Genomic DNA, 16,481 nt, shown 5'->3' on the forward strand with positions numbered 1-16,481 from the left:
ATCCCTGTATGGCAATAATGTTTTGCTTTTGATTGGATTATTCATCGTCCTGAGGCGGATTACACTCCCGGTCTTGTTTTTATTTGATGGAGAGACCGGATGATCAAGTCGCGCGCTGCCGTTGCCTTCGAGGCCAAGAAACCCCTGGAAATCGTTGAAGTCGACGTCGCCATGCCCAAGGCGGGTGAAGTGCTGTTGCGTGTGGTGGCTTCCGGTGTTTGCCATACCGACGCATACACCCTGTCGGGCGCCGACCCGGAAGGCATTTTCCCGTCGATCCTCGGCCACGAAGGCGGTGCGATCGTCGAAGCCATCGGCGAGGGCGTGACGTCGGTCGCGGTCGGCGACCACGTGATCCCGCTGTACACGCCGGAATGCGGCCAGTGCAAATTCTGCAAGTCGGGCAAGACCAACCTCTGCCAGGCCATTCGCGCCACGCAGGGCAAAGGACTGATGCCAGATGGCACTTCGCGCTTTTCCTACAAGGGCGAAACCATTTTCCACTACATGGGGACCTCGACGTTCTCCGAGTACACCGTGTTGCCGGAAATCTCCGTTGCGAAAATCCCGAAAGAAGCACCCTTGGAAAAGGTCTGCCTGCTGGGTTGCGGCGTCACCACCGGTATCGGCGCGGTGATCAACACCGCCAAGGTCAAACCGGGTGACACCGTGGCCATCTTCGGCCTGGGCGGTATCGGCCTGTCGGCAGTGATCGGCGCCGTGAAAGCCAAGGCCGCGCGCATCATCGCCATCGACATCAATCCGGCCAAGTTCGAGATTGCCAAGCAGTTGGGCGCCACCGATTGCGTCAACCCGAAGGACTTCGACCGTCCGATCCAGGAAGTCATTGTCGACATGACCGACGGCGGCGTGGACTTTTCCTTCGAGTGCATCGGCAACGTCCAGTTGATGCGTGCGGCACTGGAGTGCTGCCACAAGGGCTGGGGCGAGTCGGTGATCATCGGCGTGGCCGGTGCCGGCCAGGAAATCGCTACCCGTCCGTTCCAACTGGTGACGGGCCGCGTCTGGCGCGGTTCGGCGTTTGGCGGCGTACGCGGTCGCAGCGAGTTGCCCAGCTACGTGGAAATGGCCGAGAAGGGCGAGATCCCGCTGGATACCTTCATCACCCACACCATGGGTCTTGAAGATATCAACAAGGCATTCGACCTGATGCATGAAGGCAAGAGCATCCGTACCGTCATTCATTTTTAAGAGCAGCTGCAAGCTAAAGGCTACAAGCTGCAAGTGAAGCGCGGTGCTTTTTCTTGCGGCTTGCAGCTTGGAGCTTGGAGCTGAGGTGAAGTTATGAACCTCGAAAATATCTCCTGCCAGAAAAGCTTCGGCGGCTGGCACAAGCGTTACCGGCACCGCTCCGAAGTGCTTGGCTGTGACATGGTGTTTGCCGTGTACCTGCCACCGCAAGCCGAGCAGGGCGGCAAGTTGCCGGTGCTGTATTGGTTGTCCGGGCTGACCTGCACCGACGAGAACTTCATGCAGAAGGCCGGTGCCCAGCGCATGGCCGCCGAGTTGGGGCTGATCATCGTCGCGCCGGACACCAGCCCACGGGGCGCCGACGTGCCGGGTGATCCGGACGGCGCCTGGGACTTCGGCCTGGGCGCTGGATTCTACCTGAACGCCACCCAGGAACCCTGGGCGCGGCACTATCGGATGTATGACTACGTGGTGCAGGAATTGCCGGCGTTGGTCGAAGCGCATTTTCCGGCATCGGACAAGCGCAGCATCAGTGGTCACTCCATGGGCGGCCATGGCGCGCTGGTCTGTGCCTTGCGCAACCCGGGACGTTACCGTTCGGTGTCGGCCTTTTCGCCGATCAACAATCCGATGGATTGCCCATGGGGTCAGAAAGCCTTCTCCCGTTACCTGGGGGAAGACCGCTCGAAATGGCGTGAATGGGATGCCTGTGCGCTGATTGCCGAGGCTGACGAGAAGCTACCGTTGCTGGTGGACCAGGGCGATCGTGATGATTTCCTGGCCAACCAGCTCAAGCCTGAAGCCTTGCAACAGGCGGCGAAGGCTGCGGGTCATCCCCTGGAGTTGCGCCTGCAACCGGGCTACGACCACAGCTACTTCTTCATCGCCAGTTTCATTGATGACCATCTGCAACATCATGCACGCGCTCTAAACGTCTAATGCAGGTAGAATCACGCCCTGACAGAAATCAGGGCGTTTTTTTATGCGTATTGGCCACGGCTACGATGTTCACCGTTTCACTGAAGGCGATTTCATTACGCTGGGCGGCGTGCGTATCGCACACAGCTTCGGGTTGCTCGCGCATTCTGACGGTGATGTCCTGTTGCACGCCCTGAGCGATGCACTGCTCGGTGCGGCGGCCCTGGGCGATATCGGCAAGCATTTCCCCGACACCGATCCTCGATTCAAGGGCGTCGACAGCCGCGTGCTGCTGCGCCATGTGGTCTCGCTGATCCACGCCAAGGGCTGGAAGGTCGGCAATGTCGATAACACCATTGTTGCCCAGGCGCCGAAAATGGCACCGCACATCGAGGCCATGCGCCAGTTGATTGCCGAGGATCTTCAAGTTGAGCTGGACCAGGTGAACGTGAAAGCCACCACCACCGAGAAGCTGGGTTTCGTCGGTCGCGAAGAAGGCATTGCCGTCCATTCCGTTGCCTTGTTGCTGCGCCCATGACCGAACTGGAATTGTTGGGGCCGCGTGCCTATGGCGAGTCGCTGGGCAGCGCGGTGCTCAAGGCTACCGCTGAAGATTTTCAGGTCGATGAAGTGCTCGACATCCCGTTGACCGGCGATGGCGAGCATTTGTGGATCTGGGTCGAAAAGCGCGGTTTGAACACCGAGGAAGCGGCCCGGCGAATTGCCAAGGCGGCCGGCGTGCCGCTGCGCACCGTCAGCTACGCTGGGCTCAAGGACCGTCAGGCCCTGACCCGGCAATGGTTCAGTGTCCAATTGCCGGGCAAGGCGGATCCGGACCTGTCGGCGGCAGAGAACGACACGTTGAAAATCCTCAAGACCGGGCGCCATAGGCGCAAGCTGCAGCGCGGTGCGCACTCGGCCAATGGTTTCACCTTGCGCCTGACCCAATTCAAGGGCGATCCGGCGGCCATCGACGCGCGCCTGCAACAGATTGTCCGCCACGGCATCCCCAACTATTACGGCGCCCAGCGCTTTGGCCATGATGGCGGCAACGTCGTCGATGCCCGCGCGTGGGCGGCACGCAAGGCCCTGCCGGAGCAACGCAATGTGCGTTCGCGGCTGTTGTCGACAGCCCGTAGTTTCCTGTTCAACCGGGTATTGGCGGCCCGGGTGGCCGACGGTACCTGGCAACAAGCCCAAGTGGGCGACTTGCTGGCCTTCACCGACAGCCGCAGCTTTTTCCCGGCCGGTGAAGCCGAATGCAACGATCCGCGCCTGGCGATCCTCGATCTGCACCCCACCGGGCCACAGTGGGGCGAAGGCCCGTCGCCGGCCTCGGGTGTGATTCACGATCTGGAACAGACCGTCGCCGAGCGCGAAGCGGATTTGCGCGATTGGTTAGTAAACGCAGGAATGAGTCACGAACGTCGCATCCTGCGACTGCCCATTGGCGGGCTGTCGTGGCATTATCCCTCGCTAGACATTCTGCAACTGGAATTCGTCCTGCCGGCCGGATGTTTCGCCACTGTCTTGGTGCGCGAACTCGTCGATCTGGTGCCGGTGGGGCAGACGGACAGCCCATGCGTATTCTGATTTCTAACGATGACGGGGTGACAGCACCCGGTCTTGCCGCGCTCTATGCTGCGCTGGCGGATTTTGCCGAGTGCGTGGTGATCGCCCCGGACCAGGACAAAAGCGGCGCCAGCAGCTCGCTGACGCTCGACCGTCCGTTGCACCCCTGTTATCTGGATAACGGTTTCATCAGCCTCAATGGTACCCCCACCGATTGCGTGCACCTGGGCCTCAATGGCCTGCTGGAGCGCGAGCCGGACATGGTGGTCTCGGGCATCAACCTGGGCGCGAACCTGGGAGATGACGTGCTCTATTCCGGTACGGTCGCCGCCGCCCTGGAAGGTCGCTTCCTGGAGCTGCCGTCGTTTGCCTTTTCGTTTGTTTCCCGGCAGGTCGATAACTTGCCTACCGCCGCCTACTTTGCCCGCAAGCTGGTAGAAGCCCATGGCGATCTGGACCTGCCGCCGCGCACGGTGCTGAACGTGAATATCCCGAACCTGCCCCTCGATCACATCCGTGGCATCCAGCTCACGCGCCTGGGCCATCGTGCCCGCGCCGCTAAACCCATGCATGTGGTCGACCCGCGAGGCAAGGCCGGTTACTGGATCGCCGCCGCCGGCGATGCGGAGGATGGTGGGCCGGGCACCGATTTCCATGCAGTGATGCAGGGGTATGTCTCGATTACCCCGTTGCAGCTCGACCGGACCTTCAACGATGCCTTTCGAAGCCTCGATGGCTGGCTGGAGGGGCTGCGTTGATGCGTGAGCAAGACGATATGCTGCGCCGGGGGATCGGCATGACCTCCCAGCGCACCCGGGAGCGACTGATTCAGCGGCTCTACGAAGAAGGCCTGTCCAACGCACAGGTACTGGAAGTGATTCGCCGCACGCCTCGGCATTTGTTCGTCGATGAAGCCCTGGCCCATCGCGCCTACGAAGACACGGCGTTGCCGATCGGCCACAACCAGACCATTTCCCAGCCTTATATGGTGGCCCGCATGAGCGAGTTGCTGCTGGAGGCGGGGCCGTTGGACAAGGTGCTGGAAATCGGTACCGGTTCGGGCTACCAGACGGCGGTGTTGTCGCAACTGGTGGAGCGGGTGTTTTCCGTGGAACGGATCAAGGTGCTGCAGGATCGCGCCAAGGAGCGCCTGGTTGAGCTGAACCTGCGCAACGTGGTGTTTCGCTGGGGCGATGGCTGGGAAGGCTGGCCAGCGCTGGCGCCTTATAACGGCATCATCGTCACCGCGGTAGCCACCGATGTACCCCAGGCCCTGCTGGATCAACTTGCCCCCGGTGGCCGGTTGGTCATTCCAGTGGGGTCCGGTGAGGTTCAGCAATTGATGTTGATCGTGCGTGAAGAACACGGTTTTTCACGACATGTCCTGGGGGCTGTGCGGTTCGTGCCGCTGCTCAACGGGCCATTGGCCTGAGCATTTATAAACGGACGCTGAATTCCGAGGCGCGGGTTGTGTCTTACAGCGGCACCCCAGTGCCGAACCGGACTCAATGGCGTCGAGCAAACGTGTGCGACAGCGCTTGGCGCTTCATTAATAGAAGCGCGGTCGCGCCCCGTTATACTTGCATCGTGTCTGCCTGGGCAGGCAATTTCCAATTTTTCAGCCACCACAAAGGGAGCGGCGGGTGAGTCTCACAGTCATTGCGCAGCGTATGGGTATCACGAGCTTTCAGCGCCTGGTGACTGGCCTTGTCTTGAGTACCTTGCTGGTCGGTTGTTCCAGTACACCGTCGGGTAATGTCCGGGTTGTCGATCGCAACAACAATGCTGCACCGCAGCGTCCTACAGTAACGACCGGCCAGTATGTAGTCCGTCGTGGCGATACTCTGTTTTCCATCGCTTTTCGCTACGGCTGGGACTACAAGTCCCTCGCAGAGCGGAACAACATTCCTGCGCCTTATACGATTCATCCAGGTCAGACGATTCGCTTCGATGGTCGTAGCGGTTCAACGCCCACGGCGGTCGTCACGCAGTCGGATTCGACGCCTTCGTCGTCGAGCAAAACCACCGTCATTCGCCGGCCGGTCGGGGCTGCAACGACGACAGTACCGTCCGTCGCGAGCAAACCGGCACCTGCTCCCCTGCCTCCGGCAGGCCCCGCCCCGACGGGCTGGGGATGGCCTTCTAATGGCGTTCTCATTGGAAAATTCTCTTCAAACGGTAGTTTGAATAAAGGAATTGATATCGCCGGGGATTTGGGACAGCCTGTTTTAGCCGCGTCTGATGGCACGGTTGTGTACGCCGGGAGTGGTTTGAGGGGCTACGGCGAACTCGTGATCATCAAACACAGCGATACCTACGTCAGTGCCTACGGTCACAACCGCAGGCTGTTGGTTCGGGAGGGGCAGCAGGTCAAGGTCGGACAGACAATTGCCGAAATGGGGTCAACAGGTACAGACCGGGTGAAGCTGCACTTTGAGATTCGCCGACAAGGTAAACCGGTAGATCCACTGCAATTCCTGCCACGTCGTTGATTTGTTTGTCAGCCTGTTCCGTCACGTAGAGGGAACAGGCTCCAGCGTTGCCAAGGATAAAGGCGTCGCTTGAGCTTGAGGTCGAACTCACCAAAGGACTATAACAATGGCTCTCAGTAAAGAAGTGCCGGAGTTTGACATCGACGATGAGGTTCTCCTGATGGAGACCGGCATCGCTATGGATTCGATGTCGAATGATGAGGGAGCGTCTCCTCCTTCCGTTCGTGCCAAATCCAGACACTCCGCTTCACTTAAACAACATAAGTACATCGATTACACCCGGGCGCTGGACGCCACTCAGCTGTACCTCAATGAAATCGGTTTCTCACCACTGCTCTCCCCCGAGGAAGAAGTTCATTTTGCGCGCCTGTCGCAAAGCGGTGATCCGGCCGGTCGAAAACGCATGATTGAAAGCAACCTGCGCCTGGTGGTGAAAATCGCCCGACGCTACGTCAATCGTGGGCTTTCGCTGCTGGACCTGATCGAAGAGGGCAACCTGGGGCTGATTCGCGCCGTCGAGAAATTCGACCCCGAGCGAGGCTTCCGCTTCTCGACCTACGCCACCTGGTGGATCCGCCAGACCATCGAACGGGCGATCATGAATCAGACGCGCACCATCCGGTTGCCGATTCATGTGGTCAAGGAGCTTAACGTCTACCTGCGGGCCGCCCGTGAGCTGACCCAGAAGCTCGATCATGAGCCTTCACCTGAAGAGATCGCCAACCTGCTGGAGAAACCGGTAGGCGAGGTCAAGCGCATGCTTGGGCTCAACGAGCGGGTTTCCTCGGTGGACGTCTCACTTGGGCCGGACTCGGACAAGACCCTGCTGGACACCCTGACTGACGAGCGCCCTACGGACCCTTGTGAACTGCTTCAGGATGACGACTTGTCCCAGAGCATCGACCAATGGCTTTCGGAGCTGACGGACAAGCAGCGTGAAGTGGTGATCCGCCGCTTTGGCCTGCGTGGCCATGAAAGCAGCACCCTGGAAGATGTAGGCTTGGAAATCGGCTTGACCCGCGAGCGAGTGAGGCAAATTCAGGTGGAGGGCCTCAAGCGTCTGCGCGAGATCCTGGAGAAGAACGGCCTCTCGAGCGAGTCGCTGTTCCAATAGCAACCCGGCAAGTGCAGCAGGAAAAGCCCCGACTGGTTCGGGGCTTTGCCGTTTCTGGGAGGGCTGTTTCCGTTCCTGCCGTGTTTCCGGCTCAGCTTGTAAGCTTTTGCCTAGTGTTGTGTAAGCGTTCGGTTTCTCGTGGCCGGGGACAGACGACAATCAAGGCTGTTCATTTTTAGTATCTTGTTGATTTAAATGGGAATTTAAATAGATGAACGAAGCATGACAGGTGCTGTCGGCCGCTTCGGATGAATTGCGCTCGCTGGGGAAAACACTAATATCAGTCCTGTGTCGACGGACAGACACACCCGTCACGGACGATGGGGAAGGAAGGACATCGCAGGATGCGATTCATCAGGATGATGAAAAGGATCAAAGGGATTAGGGAAAAAATGTGGGCGGGTCAAACCGCCCCTTTTTTTTGCCTGCGAATCGTGCCCACGCTCTGCGTGGGTATGCCTCTACGGACGCTCTGCGTTCGATTCGGCCACCGGAAAGCAAAAAGGCCCGCAAGGGGCCTTTTCGGAGAACGCGGATGATCAGCGTTCGAGGTCTGCTATCTTGCCTGGCTTGCCATCCCACTCTTCGGCGTCCGGCAACGCATCTTTCTTCTCGGTGATGTTCGGCCAGATATCCGCCAGCTCGGCGTTCAGCTCGATGAAGTTCTCCATGCCGGACGGCACTTCGTCTTCCGAGAAAATGGCGTTCGCCGGGCATTCCGGTTCACACAGGGCGCAGTCGATGCACTCGTCAGGGTGAATGACCAGGAAATTCGGCCCTTCGTAGAAGCAGTCCACCGGACAGACTTCTACGCAGTCGGTGTACTTGCACTTGATGCAGTTGTCGGTGACGACGAAGGTCATTTCTAATTCTCTCCTCAGGCGGCGGCAGCGGATCCCTCTTCACGGTGGGGTCGCCAGGCTTGGGAGCGGACCAGGCTAATAGTCCGCAGCATCCCAAACCGCGCGCGATTCTAACAGCTTGAACGCCCTTGCGTTAGATCCGTGTCTTCAATGCATAGAGTAAATCCAATGCCCGGCGTGGTGTCAGGTCGTCCAGGTCGAGCTTGGCCAGTTCATCGAGTACGGGATGGGGCAGGCTGGCGAACAGGTCGCTTTGCTGCGGTACGGCCGGTTTGCCTTTGCTCGGGCGCGGTGTTTCATGGGGCAGGCTGGAGGTTTCCAGGCGGCTCAGGTGCTCGCGGGCGCGGCTGATCACCTCGGCTGGCACGCCCGCCAGTTGTGCCACTGCCAGGCCGTAGCTCTGGCTGGCCGGGCCGGGCAGCACATGGTGCAGGAACACGATACGTTCGTTGTGCTCGGTGGCGTTGAGGTGGACGTTGGCCACCAGCGGCTGGCTTTCCGGCAGCACCGTCAGCTCGAAATAATGGGTGGCGAACAGCGTGTAGGCCCGCAGGTGTGCCAGGCGTTCGGCCGCAGCCCAGGCCAGCGACAGGCCGTCGAAGGTACTGGTGCCACGCCCGACTTCGTCCATCAGCACCAGGCTGCGTTCGGTGGCGTTGTGCAGGATGTTGGCGGTTTCGCTCATTTCCACCATGAAGGTGGAGCGCCCGCCAGCCAGGTCGTCGCTGGAGCCGATCCGGGTGAATATCCGGTCGACCAGGGACAATTCGCAGCTGGCCGCTGGCACGAAGCTGCCAATGTGGGCCAGCAGCACGATCAGTGCGGTCTGGCGCATGTAGGTGGATTTACCGCCCATGTTCGGACCGGTGATCACCAGCATGCGGGTGTTGTCGTCCAGGCTCAGGTCGTTGGCCACGAACGGGGTGGTCAGTACCTGCTCGACCACCGGGTGACGACCCTGGCTGATGCGCATACACGGTTCGCTGACGAAGCGCGGGCAGTTGAGGTCCAGATTCAGCGCGCGCTCGGCCAGGTTGCTCAGCACGTCCAGCTCCGCCAGGGCGGCAGCGGTGTCCTGCAGGGGCGGCAGTTGGCTGATCAGGTCTTCGAGCAGCGCCTCGTAGAGCATCTTCTCCCGGGCCAGGGCGCGGCTCTTGGCCGACAGCGCCTTGTCTTCGAAGGCCTTGAGTTCCGGGGTGATGAAGCGTTCGGCACCTTTGAGCGTCTGGCGACGAACGTAGTCGGCCGGTGCTTGTTCGGCTTGTTTGCTCGGCAACTCGATGAAGTAGCCGTGGATGCGGTTGTAGCCGACCTTGAGGTTGCTCAGGCCAGTACGGGCTTTTTCCCGGGCTTCGAGATCGATCAGGAACTGGCCGGCGTTTTCGCTCAGGGCTTGCAGCTCGTCGAGCTCGGCGTCATAGCCGGTTTTCAACACGCCACCGTCACGGATAACGGCGGGCGGGTTATCGATGATGGCTTTTTCCAGCAACGCGGCCAGGTCCGGGTAGGTGCTGGTGATGCGTGCCAGTTGTTGCAGGTGCGGAGCTTCGAGGTCGGTCATCGCCATCTGGAGTTCCGGCAGCGCACCGAGGGCGTCGCGTAGGCGCGCCAGATCCCGTGGGCGAGCGTTGCGCAAGCCGATGCGCGCGAGGATCCGCTCGATGTCACCGATTTCCTTGAGCTGCGGTTGCAACTGCTCGAAGCGATAGCGATCCAGCAGGCAGGTAATGGAGGTCTGTCGCGCCAGCAACACTGTCAGATCCCGCAGGGGACGGTTCAGCCAACGTGTCAGCAGCCGGCTGCCCATGGCGGTCTGGCAACGATCGACCACCGACTGCAAGGTGTTGTCCCGTCCACCGGCCAGGTTGGTGTCCAACTCCAGATTGCGCCGGCTCGCCCCGTCCAGCACCACCGTGTCGTCCAGGCGCTCGTGGCGCAAGCTGCGCAAATGGGGCAGGGCGGTGCGTTGGGTTTCCTTGGCGTAGGCCAACAAGCAACCGGCGGCACCGATGGCCAGGGTCAGGTTTTCGCAACCGAAGCCCTTGAGGTCTTGGGTGGAAAATTGCTGGCAGAGACTTTTCAGCGCCGAGTCGCGCTCGAAATCCCACGGCGCCCGACGTCGAACGCCACGGCGTTTTTCTGCCGGCAGGTCCTTGGGCCAGTCGTCGGGAATCAACAGCTCCACTGGGTTGACCCGCTCCAGTTCCGCCAATAGGTTTTCCCAGCCCTTGATCTCCAGCACCGAGAAATTGCCACTGGTGATGTCCAGCACCGCCAGGCCGAACAGGCGCTCGTCCCCCAGCACGGCGGCAATCAGATTGTCCCGGCGCTCATCCAGCAACGCCTCATCACTGACCGTGCCCGGCGTAATGATGCGCACCACTTGCCTTTCTACCGGCCCCTTGCTGGTGGCCGGGTCACCGACCTGCTCGCAAATCACCACCGACTCACCGAGCTTGACCAGTTTCGCCAAGTAACCTTCCGCCGCGTGGTAAGGAATCCCACACATCGGAATCGCCATGCCCGCCGATTGCCCACGCGCCGTCAGGGTGATGTCCAACAGCTTGGCGGCCTTCTTCGCGTCCTCGTAGAAGATCTCGTAGAAGTCGCCCATGCGATAGAACATCAACTGATCGGGGTGCTGATTCTTCAGGCGCCAGTACTGCTGCATCATTGGGGTGTGGCTGGAAACGTCGGTATTCAAAGGCTTTAGCTCTATCTGTCCATTTGACTCGGGGCAAGTTTCTAATACTACAGGGATTTTTTCGGGATTGCCGAAGGCTTGGCTATGTCGCGTTTCGCGAAGGCGCAGGTAACGCGCTGTTATCTTAGCTCCGGTGTGGTTGCCAAGTTGCTACGTATTTTATTGCCCTGTTTGTCGGTATTGGTGAGTGACTGCGCGGAGGTCTTGCAGCGTTACACCGATGACTCCAGCGGCAGTGCCGTTGCGCTTGAACGCACAGATGTTTGCACAACCTGCTCGCAACTCTCTGTGGGAGTATACGTTGCTGGCAATTTCACGGAAATTTCTCGTGGAAATCTCGCCGCCTTGCTGGCGCCCGGAGGAGGTTTTTTTGCAGCGCTTCCCCCGCAGTCAACCTACGGGAAGGTGACCAGATAACCGAGCGGGGGGCATTCCTGGGGAACTGAAACCTAGTGAAACATTTTGGGCTGATGTATCCTCGGCGCACAGTCGTCAAGTGCTCAACCTAGGGTTTCATGCCTTGTGCAGTGCTCTGTCGGCGGAGTTTCGAGTTGATGCATGGGTGAGGACGCACCTTGCGGCAGTGCTTCAACTCTTTCATCTATCCAGGAAGGGTGAGAATGTCTGTTTCCCAAAAGGTAAATTCTATAAATATGAAGTTCGATGGCAGTGTGTTCGTGCCCATCATTGGCGCTGCTATGTCTCTGCCAATAGTTATGTTTTCACTGATGGGGTACGACATTAACCCGGCCTTTCTGCTCGCACCGCTCATCGGAATTGCGTTCCTGATGAGTTTCGGTCGTACAAGCATTGCTTACCTGTCTGCGATGACGCTTGGGCTGGTTTCGATCTTTGTCGCGAATAAAATTTCGCCTGACGGAGAAGTGGTTAAGCATATATTGTCATTAGTGCTGATTATGTTTGCGCCGTCGTTCCTGTTCCTTGGGAAGTATGTGTCAAAAAGTAATGATATTTCTAAGGTGTTCTTTTGGTTGTCGCTGTTCTCTGCCATTTTCCTCATCGTCGTTACTGTCCGAATACTCTACCTTGAACAGAACGTTCGGATTTATATCGGTCCGAGTGGGTTTGCGGCGATGAATGTCGAGTTCCTCGGGCTTCCTGTATTCGCAACGTTTGGAGTCTTGAGCCTTGCGCACCTGTTGTGCTTGCAGGCGATGATCCTGTGCGGAACGATTATCGGTGGCAAATCCTCCAAGCCTGTTATGGCGCTGCTATGGGTAGCGTTGTTCTGTGCGTTTTTTCTGATCACTGGCAGCGATTCTCGAAGCGCCCAAATCCTGCAGGTGTGGATTCTTGGATCGGTAGTCATCTATGCGCTCCGGCACTCGGCCGCCCGGCGTATTTGCGGCGCGGTCATCCTTGCCATGTTGCTGGCTTTGGTTATGACGTACGTGAGGGGAGCGAGCGAAAGCCGTCTGGTAACTTCTATCCAAGCGCTGTCCGAGGAAACTGGGGGTTCCGGTGGAGCTAGTGAAAAAGCAGATTCCCACCAAGCGCTGTCCGAGGAAACTGGAGTTTCCGGTGGAGCTAGTAGAAAAGCTGACTCCCGGAACCTGGTGAAACAGGCCGACCAATTCGCAACTGGTCGCGTTGAGCTCGCTATTGCTGGCGTTAAGGAAGTTTTGACAAGTCCGCTCATCGGCAACGGTTTTGGGGGGTATGGTCGGTACTCCACCGAGGGAATGACGCCTGGCTTAGAAGCAAACAGCTCGACCCACGTTTATTACCTGACTCTGTTATGGAAGGGCGGGCTGATCTTCTTCATTCCATTTGGGACAATGATCTTTCTAAATCTGAAATCCGCCATAACGGGTAGCAAATCCGTCGAGCGGTCAGCTGAACAATTCTTTGCATGGGGCACCGTGTTGATGGCGTTCGGACCAATGGCCATGGCCTGGGATATCTTGATCGTGCCGAGTGCTGGGGCTCTGGCTTTCTTCCTGTTCGGCTTGCTCGGTGGTCTGAAGAGTCGGACGAAAGCAATTTAACCGGCTATATTTTTTCGGCCCGGCATCGATTTTCGGTGTCGGGCTAGGCCCGGCAGGAATGGAAAAGTACATCGGTAGTCCATTGTTTCTTTAAAGGGGGAGTGTTCCGTCGGCAGAACGCCGGGGAGGACTGGCAAGGTGTCTAGAGCCCTCTCGATCTTGCCCACGAGGCTCTCCGCTTTGTGATGCCTGACCTTCCTTGGTTTTCTTCGCTCAGGACATTGCGAGGATTGAATTCAACCGGTCAATGGCTCAGATGTGGGAGTTTGGAGCCGTTATGCAGTTCCAAGCTCCCTCGCCACAATGGACCTAGCAGAACGCGTTTTATGCATTTTTATGCAAATCAGCATTTGTGTTCAGCAAAAAGAACAAGCATCATGCGCATTATGCAAAAACGCAACGTTTCTACCGTATTAAGAGCATTGCTCGATCAGCACGGGATCTCCCCCACGGAGCTTCACCGGCGTACCGGCGTGCCTCAATCCACCCTCTCGCGGATCCTCAGCGGCAAGATCGTCGACCCTTCGGATAAACACATCTCGAAGATTGCCGAATACTTCGCCGTGAGCACCGACCAGTTGCGCGGGCGCGCCGATGTTGCGCCTGCCGGCAACAGCCGCCGCGACGAGCCGCATTCCGAACTCAAGGACATAAGCCTGTGGGACGACGATACCCCTGTCGAAGAAGACGAGGTGTCGGTTCCTTTTCTGCGTGAGGTTGAATTGGCCGCTGGATCAGGAAGATTCGTCATCGAGGAAAGCGAGCGCTCCAGCCTGCGCTTTGGCAAGCGCAGCCTGCGTCATAACGGCGTGCAGTTCGACCAGGCCAAATGCGTGACGGTGCGTGGCAACAGCATGTTGCCGGTGCTGCGCGACGGGGCTACGGTCGGGGTGAACGCGGGCAAATGCGGGATCGGCGACATCGTCGACGGTGACCTCTACGCCATCAATCACAACGGCCAGTTGCGGGTGAAGCAGCTTTACCGTTTGCCCACCGGCATCCGCCTGCGCAGTTTCAACCGCGATGAACATCCGGACGAAGACTACAGCTTCCAGGAAATGCAGGATGAGCAGATCGTCATCCTCGGTCATGTCTTCTGGTGGGGCATGTACGCCCGCTAACCCTCCCGCTGTCAGATAAAACCCGCCGATGTGCGGGTTTTTTTCGCCCTCGAAAAGGGCGCCAACCCTCGTCCCTGCTGGGCGCGAATGCGCTGGTGCATTTTCTGTGCGCAAATAAATGCATTAACGCATTGACTGTATATGCATACATGCATATTCTGTGTCCAAGCCGCTCGACAAAGCCGGCTGGCAACACAGCTCTTTAGTTCCATCAACAGGCAGCGATGAACCGGCCTTAACGGTTCAGAGGGTTGGCAACTGGCCCAGGTGTGCAGCGTAAAGCACCAGAAGCAGTTATCCGGCGGGCAGGGACCGCGGCCGGAGGAACAATTTGAATGGATCCGTACCGCGCCAGTCGCGCCGAAAGATCAAGCGCATTACTGAAAAGCCTGGGCGACCGGGCTTTTTGGAATGCCTGCGCCGTGAGGCGCTTCAAAAAATACCGCCGCCAATGGAGGGCTTTCAAATGCTGAAGGATTTCAGATGCGGTCACTGCAAACGACTTCTGGCCCGAATGGGCGAGAACACCGAACTCCAGATCAAATGTGCCCGGTGTGGGACGTTGAATCATGTGAAGGCCGTTGAGCCTCGAGTGGATCGCCATGGAGCGACATGTACGAGTAACACAGAACCCTCCAATCCTCGACTCAATAGGTTATCACTATGAAAAAAATTACCATCGCCTCTGTATTGGGGTTGCTGCTGTTCTTGGGTGTGTCCATCAACGCCTCGGCAGAAACTGCCATGTCCTGGAACTTGGCAAAAGACGTGATTTTTGCAAAAGAGCGTGTGTCCCCAAGCTTGCCATGGGCATTTATGGAAAATACGTCAGGCGTGAATAACCCGGAGAACTATATTCTCCTGCCTTCGTTCACGGCCGATGTCTGCGGCGGAAAAACCGCAACCTGTTGGCAAGATGTGCCGTCGGGCGCGCATGTAACTGTGCATAAGGAAACGTATAACTACAGTGGGAACGGCAGTTTTACTGTACCTGCGGGTAATGTGATTTTCCACCCAGGCATGAATAGCCAAACAGTCATCCGCTGGACCAGCCCTATCACCGGAACCGTCAATATTCTGGGACGTATCAATAGTATCCATGCTGCTTGTGGTGACGGTATAGCGTGGTCTCTTAACCAGGGCAGTACGGTTCTGCAATCCGGTAGCCTGGCCAAAGGTACGGGGGCTGTTTTTTCCCTGAACAATTTACCTGTTACTGCTGCCTCGTCCCTCTATTTTGTGCTGGATAGGAAGTCTAACTATTCGTGCGACTCAAGCACGATCGACATGCTGATCACGAATTAAAGCGGCGGCAAGCGTCTAGGCCCAACTACGGGCTCTTCCATCTGCGACTCTGCCTGGGCGATATCAATACGCACCCCACCGCTAAATCATTAAACGGTTGTCGGCGTTAAATGTCGGTTGACTTTCCGTGCCGGTAAATCGGCGTATGTGCTTGGGCATTCTCCGAGTGATTATTTATCTAAAGGAAATCATTGAATGAAAAAACTCTTCCTTTTGCTGATCGCAGCAGTCCTGGCCACCCAGACTCTTCGAGCATCTGCCGAAACCTCGCCTGTCGGTTCCTGGAAGTTCGCTTCCTACCATGTCCCGGGTGGTGGCTTTTACGCAAACCAAACGATCTGCTTCAAAGCGGACAATACCTGGTACTCAAGTTCCCAGGCTGGCTGGAAGGGCGCGTGGTTTCAGAATGGGGACGACCTCCAATGGAATGGAAGCGTGCCGATGAATGGAGCAGGAAGCGCCAACAACCTCGCCACCATTGCCATGGGTAAAGTCGTCGCTACTGGCTCGATGGCGGGTAACTACGCGGAGTGGGCAGCCCCCAGTGCGCTTCCGCTGCCTTGGGACCGGCATTACACCTACACCATGACTTACCAGGGCGCGACCTGCGGGGCACCCAAGTGATGCCGACTCTGTTCAAACTTTAAATCTTCAGGCTCCTTCGAACGTGCTCCTTGTTCAGCCATGGCGTTCGTTGGGGCTTTCTGTTTCAGGCTGTTAGTAGCGACTGGTTGGTTGCACTGACCACGCCTCGTTCAGTTTCAAAAAAATCTCCCTGCCAATCTCAATCACCCCCCAGGAGGCGTGAATGACAAACGAGCAACAAGCGTTGCTGGACATGCCGATCTGGCTGGTCATCCTGCTCGCCCTGGTGGGCGGGGTGTCCGGCGAGATGTGGCGTGCCGACAAGGAAGGGGCCCGAGGCTGGTCGCTGTTGCGGCGTCTGGCCTTGCGCTCCGGCGCCTGCGTGATCTGCGGTGTCTCGGCAATCATGCTGCTGTATGCCCTCGGCATGTCGATCTGGAGTGCCTGCGCCTTGGGTTGCCTGACCGCCATGGCCGGTGCCGATGTGGCCATCGGTCTTTACGAACGCTGGGTCGCCAAGCGGATTGGCGTTTGCGAAGTGCCACCGCCGGATTCCCGTCCCGACCAACCGTGAGCCCGATGCTGC

Annotated in this window: 16 protein-coding genes; 14 read left to right on the plus strand and 2 right to left on the minus strand. The window is 58.2% G+C overall.

The features are described from left to right. Positions 1-99: 99 nt before the first annotated feature. The 8 genes from FGE05_RS19105 (at position 100) to rpoS (ending at position 7,308) form a co-directional block, all read left to right on the plus strand. Positions 100-1,212 (plus strand): S-(hydroxymethyl)glutathione dehydrogenase/class III alcohol dehydrogenase, encoded by a 1,113-nt coding sequence (locus tag FGE05_RS19105; RefSeq protein WP_053182417.1) that lies wholly within the window; start codon positions 100-102, stop codon positions 1,210-1,212. A gap of 93 nt (positions 1,213-1,305) precedes the next feature. Further along, positions 1,306-2,151, plus strand: a complete 846-nt coding sequence (fghA, locus tag FGE05_RS19110; RefSeq protein WP_024779035.1) for an S-formylglutathione hydrolase — start codon at positions 1,306-1,308, stop codon at positions 2,149-2,151. Positions 2,152-2,194: 43 nt separating this feature from the next. Next, positions 2,195-2,668, plus strand: coding sequence for a 2-C-methyl-D-erythritol 2,4-cyclodiphosphate synthase (ispF, locus tag FGE05_RS19115; RefSeq protein WP_139647381.1), 474 nt, complete (start codon positions 2,195-2,197; stop codon positions 2,666-2,668). After that, positions 2,665-3,723, plus strand: coding sequence for a tRNA pseudouridine(13) synthase TruD (truD, locus tag FGE05_RS19120; protein WP_139647383.1), 1,059 nt, complete (start codon positions 2,665-2,667; stop codon positions 3,721-3,723). Before ispF ends, truD begins: the two co-directional genes overlap by 4 nt. After that, positions 3,711-4,460: a 5'/3'-nucleotidase SurE gene (gene surE / locus FGE05_RS19125; RefSeq protein ID WP_139647385.1), complete on the plus strand. Its 750-nt coding sequence runs from the start codon at positions 3,711-3,713 to the stop codon at positions 4,458-4,460. Before truD ends, surE begins: the two co-directional genes overlap by 13 nt. A gap of 38 nt (positions 4,461-4,498) precedes the next feature. Further along, positions 4,499-5,134: a protein-L-isoaspartate(D-aspartate) O-methyltransferase gene (locus FGE05_RS19130; protein WP_175361775.1), complete on the plus strand. Its 636-nt coding sequence runs from the start codon at positions 4,499-4,501 to the stop codon at positions 5,132-5,134. 211 nt (positions 5,135-5,345) lie between these two features. Beyond that, complete coding sequence (locus FGE05_RS19135) at positions 5,346-6,194, plus strand: peptidoglycan DD-metalloendopeptidase family protein (RefSeq protein WP_139647388.1); 849 nt, start codon at positions 5,346-5,348, stop codon at positions 6,192-6,194. Between the two features lie 106 nt (positions 6,195-6,300). Beyond that, positions 6,301-7,308 (plus strand): RNA polymerase sigma factor RpoS, encoded by a 1,008-nt coding sequence (gene rpoS / locus FGE05_RS19140; RefSeq protein WP_041022899.1) that lies wholly within the window; start codon positions 6,301-6,303, stop codon positions 7,306-7,308. Between the two features lie 539 nt (positions 7,309-7,847). Here the strand turns inward: rpoS and fdxA are convergent. Continuing rightward, the gene (fdxA, locus tag FGE05_RS19150) at positions 7,848-8,171 is read right to left on the minus strand and encodes a ferredoxin FdxA (protein WP_024779043.1); all 324 of its coding nucleotides are present in this window, start codon (positions 8,169-8,171) and stop codon (positions 7,848-7,850) included. A gap of 133 nt (positions 8,172-8,304) precedes the next feature. Further along, a complete protein-coding gene (mutS, locus tag FGE05_RS19155; RefSeq protein WP_139647675.1) occupies positions 8,305-10,845 on the minus strand; it encodes a DNA mismatch repair protein MutS in 2,541 nt (846 codons plus the stop codon). Positions 10,846-11,495: 650 nt separating this feature from the next. Between mutS and FGE05_RS19160 the strand changes: the two genes are divergently transcribed. From FGE05_RS19160 to FGE05_RS19185, 6 genes are all read left to right on the plus strand, one after another. Beyond that, positions 11,496-12,884 carry an O-antigen ligase family protein gene (locus tag FGE05_RS19160; RefSeq protein ID WP_139647392.1) on the plus strand — a complete coding sequence of 463 codons (1,389 nt, stop codon included), beginning with the start codon at positions 11,496-11,498 and terminating at the stop codon, positions 12,882-12,884. 386 nt (positions 12,885-13,270) lie between these two features. Then, a complete protein-coding gene (locus FGE05_RS19165; RefSeq protein ID WP_139647677.1) occupies positions 13,271-14,005 on the plus strand; it encodes an XRE family transcriptional regulator in 735 nt (244 codons plus the stop codon). A gap of 466 nt (positions 14,006-14,471) precedes the next feature. Next, positions 14,472-14,672: a Com family DNA-binding transcriptional regulator gene (locus FGE05_RS19170; protein WP_139647679.1), complete on the plus strand. Its 201-nt coding sequence runs from the start codon at positions 14,472-14,474 to the stop codon at positions 14,670-14,672. Beyond that, positions 14,669-15,310, plus strand: coding sequence for a hypothetical protein (locus tag FGE05_RS19175; protein ID WP_139647394.1), 642 nt, complete (start codon positions 14,669-14,671; stop codon positions 15,308-15,310). The genes FGE05_RS19170 and FGE05_RS19175 overlap by 4 nt, the downstream gene beginning before the upstream one ends. 195 nt (positions 15,311-15,505) lie before the next feature. After that, entirely contained in the window at positions 15,506-15,934 is a 429-nt protein-coding gene (locus tag FGE05_RS19180; protein WP_139647396.1) for a hypothetical protein, read from the plus strand. Between the two features lie 184 nt (positions 15,935-16,118). Further along, on the plus strand, positions 16,119-16,469 hold the full coding sequence (locus FGE05_RS19185) for a phage holin family protein (protein WP_139647398.1): 351 nt from the start codon (positions 16,119-16,121) through the stop codon (positions 16,467-16,469). Positions 16,470-16,481 lie beyond the last annotated feature (12 nt).

The organism is Pseudomonas sp. ICMP22404, assembly GCF_006227205.1.
Lineage (GTDB): Bacteria > Pseudomonadota > Gammaproteobacteria > Pseudomonadales > Pseudomonadaceae > Aquipseudomonas.

Excerpts from the sequence above, each read along its gene's own strand:
- surE (WP_139647385.1), top strand. The coding sequence starts at position 3,711 with ATGCGTATTCTGATTTCTAACGATGACGGGGTGACAGCACCCGGTCTT.
- FGE05_RS19105 (WP_053182417.1), top strand. The coding sequence starts at position 100 with ATGATCAAGTCGCGCGCTGCCGTTGCCTTCGAGGCCAAGAAACCCCTG.
- FGE05_RS19165 (WP_139647677.1), top strand. The coding sequence starts at position 13,271 with ATGCAAAAACGCAACGTTTCTACCGTATTAAGAGCATTGCTCGATCAG.
- mutS (WP_139647675.1), bottom strand. The coding sequence starts at position 10,845 with ATGATGCAGCAGTACTGGCGCCTGAAGAATCAGCACCCCGATCAGTTG.
- fghA (WP_024779035.1), top strand. The coding sequence starts at position 1,306 with ATGAACCTCGAAAATATCTCCTGCCAGAAAAGCTTCGGCGGCTGGCAC.
- FGE05_RS19180 (WP_139647396.1), top strand. The coding sequence starts at position 15,506 with ATGAAAAAACTCTTCCTTTTGCTGATCGCAGCAGTCCTGGCCACCCAG.
- FGE05_RS19175 (WP_139647394.1), top strand. The coding sequence starts at position 14,669 with ATGAAAAAAATTACCATCGCCTCTGTATTGGGGTTGCTGCTGTTCTTG.
- rpoS (WP_041022899.1), top strand. The coding sequence starts at position 6,301 with ATGGCTCTCAGTAAAGAAGTGCCGGAGTTTGACATCGACGATGAGGTT.
- ispF (WP_139647381.1), top strand. The coding sequence starts at position 2,195 with ATGCGTATTGGCCACGGCTACGATGTTCACCGTTTCACTGAAGGCGAT.
- FGE05_RS19185 (WP_139647398.1), top strand. The coding sequence starts at position 16,119 with ATGACAAACGAGCAACAAGCGTTGCTGGACATGCCGATCTGGCTGGTC.
- fdxA (WP_024779043.1), bottom strand. The coding sequence starts at position 8,171 with ATGACCTTCGTCGTCACCGACAACTGCATCAAGTGCAAGTACACCGAC.
- truD (WP_139647383.1), top strand. The coding sequence starts at position 2,665 with ATGACCGAACTGGAATTGTTGGGGCCGCGTGCCTATGGCGAGTCGCTG.
- FGE05_RS19130 (WP_175361775.1), top strand. The coding sequence starts at position 4,499 with ATGACCTCCCAGCGCACCCGGGAGCGACTGATTCAGCGGCTCTACGAA.
- FGE05_RS19160 (WP_139647392.1), top strand. The coding sequence starts at position 11,496 with ATGTCTGTTTCCCAAAAGGTAAATTCTATAAATATGAAGTTCGATGGC.
- FGE05_RS19170 (WP_139647679.1), top strand. The coding sequence starts at position 14,472 with ATGCTGAAGGATTTCAGATGCGGTCACTGCAAACGACTTCTGGCCCGA.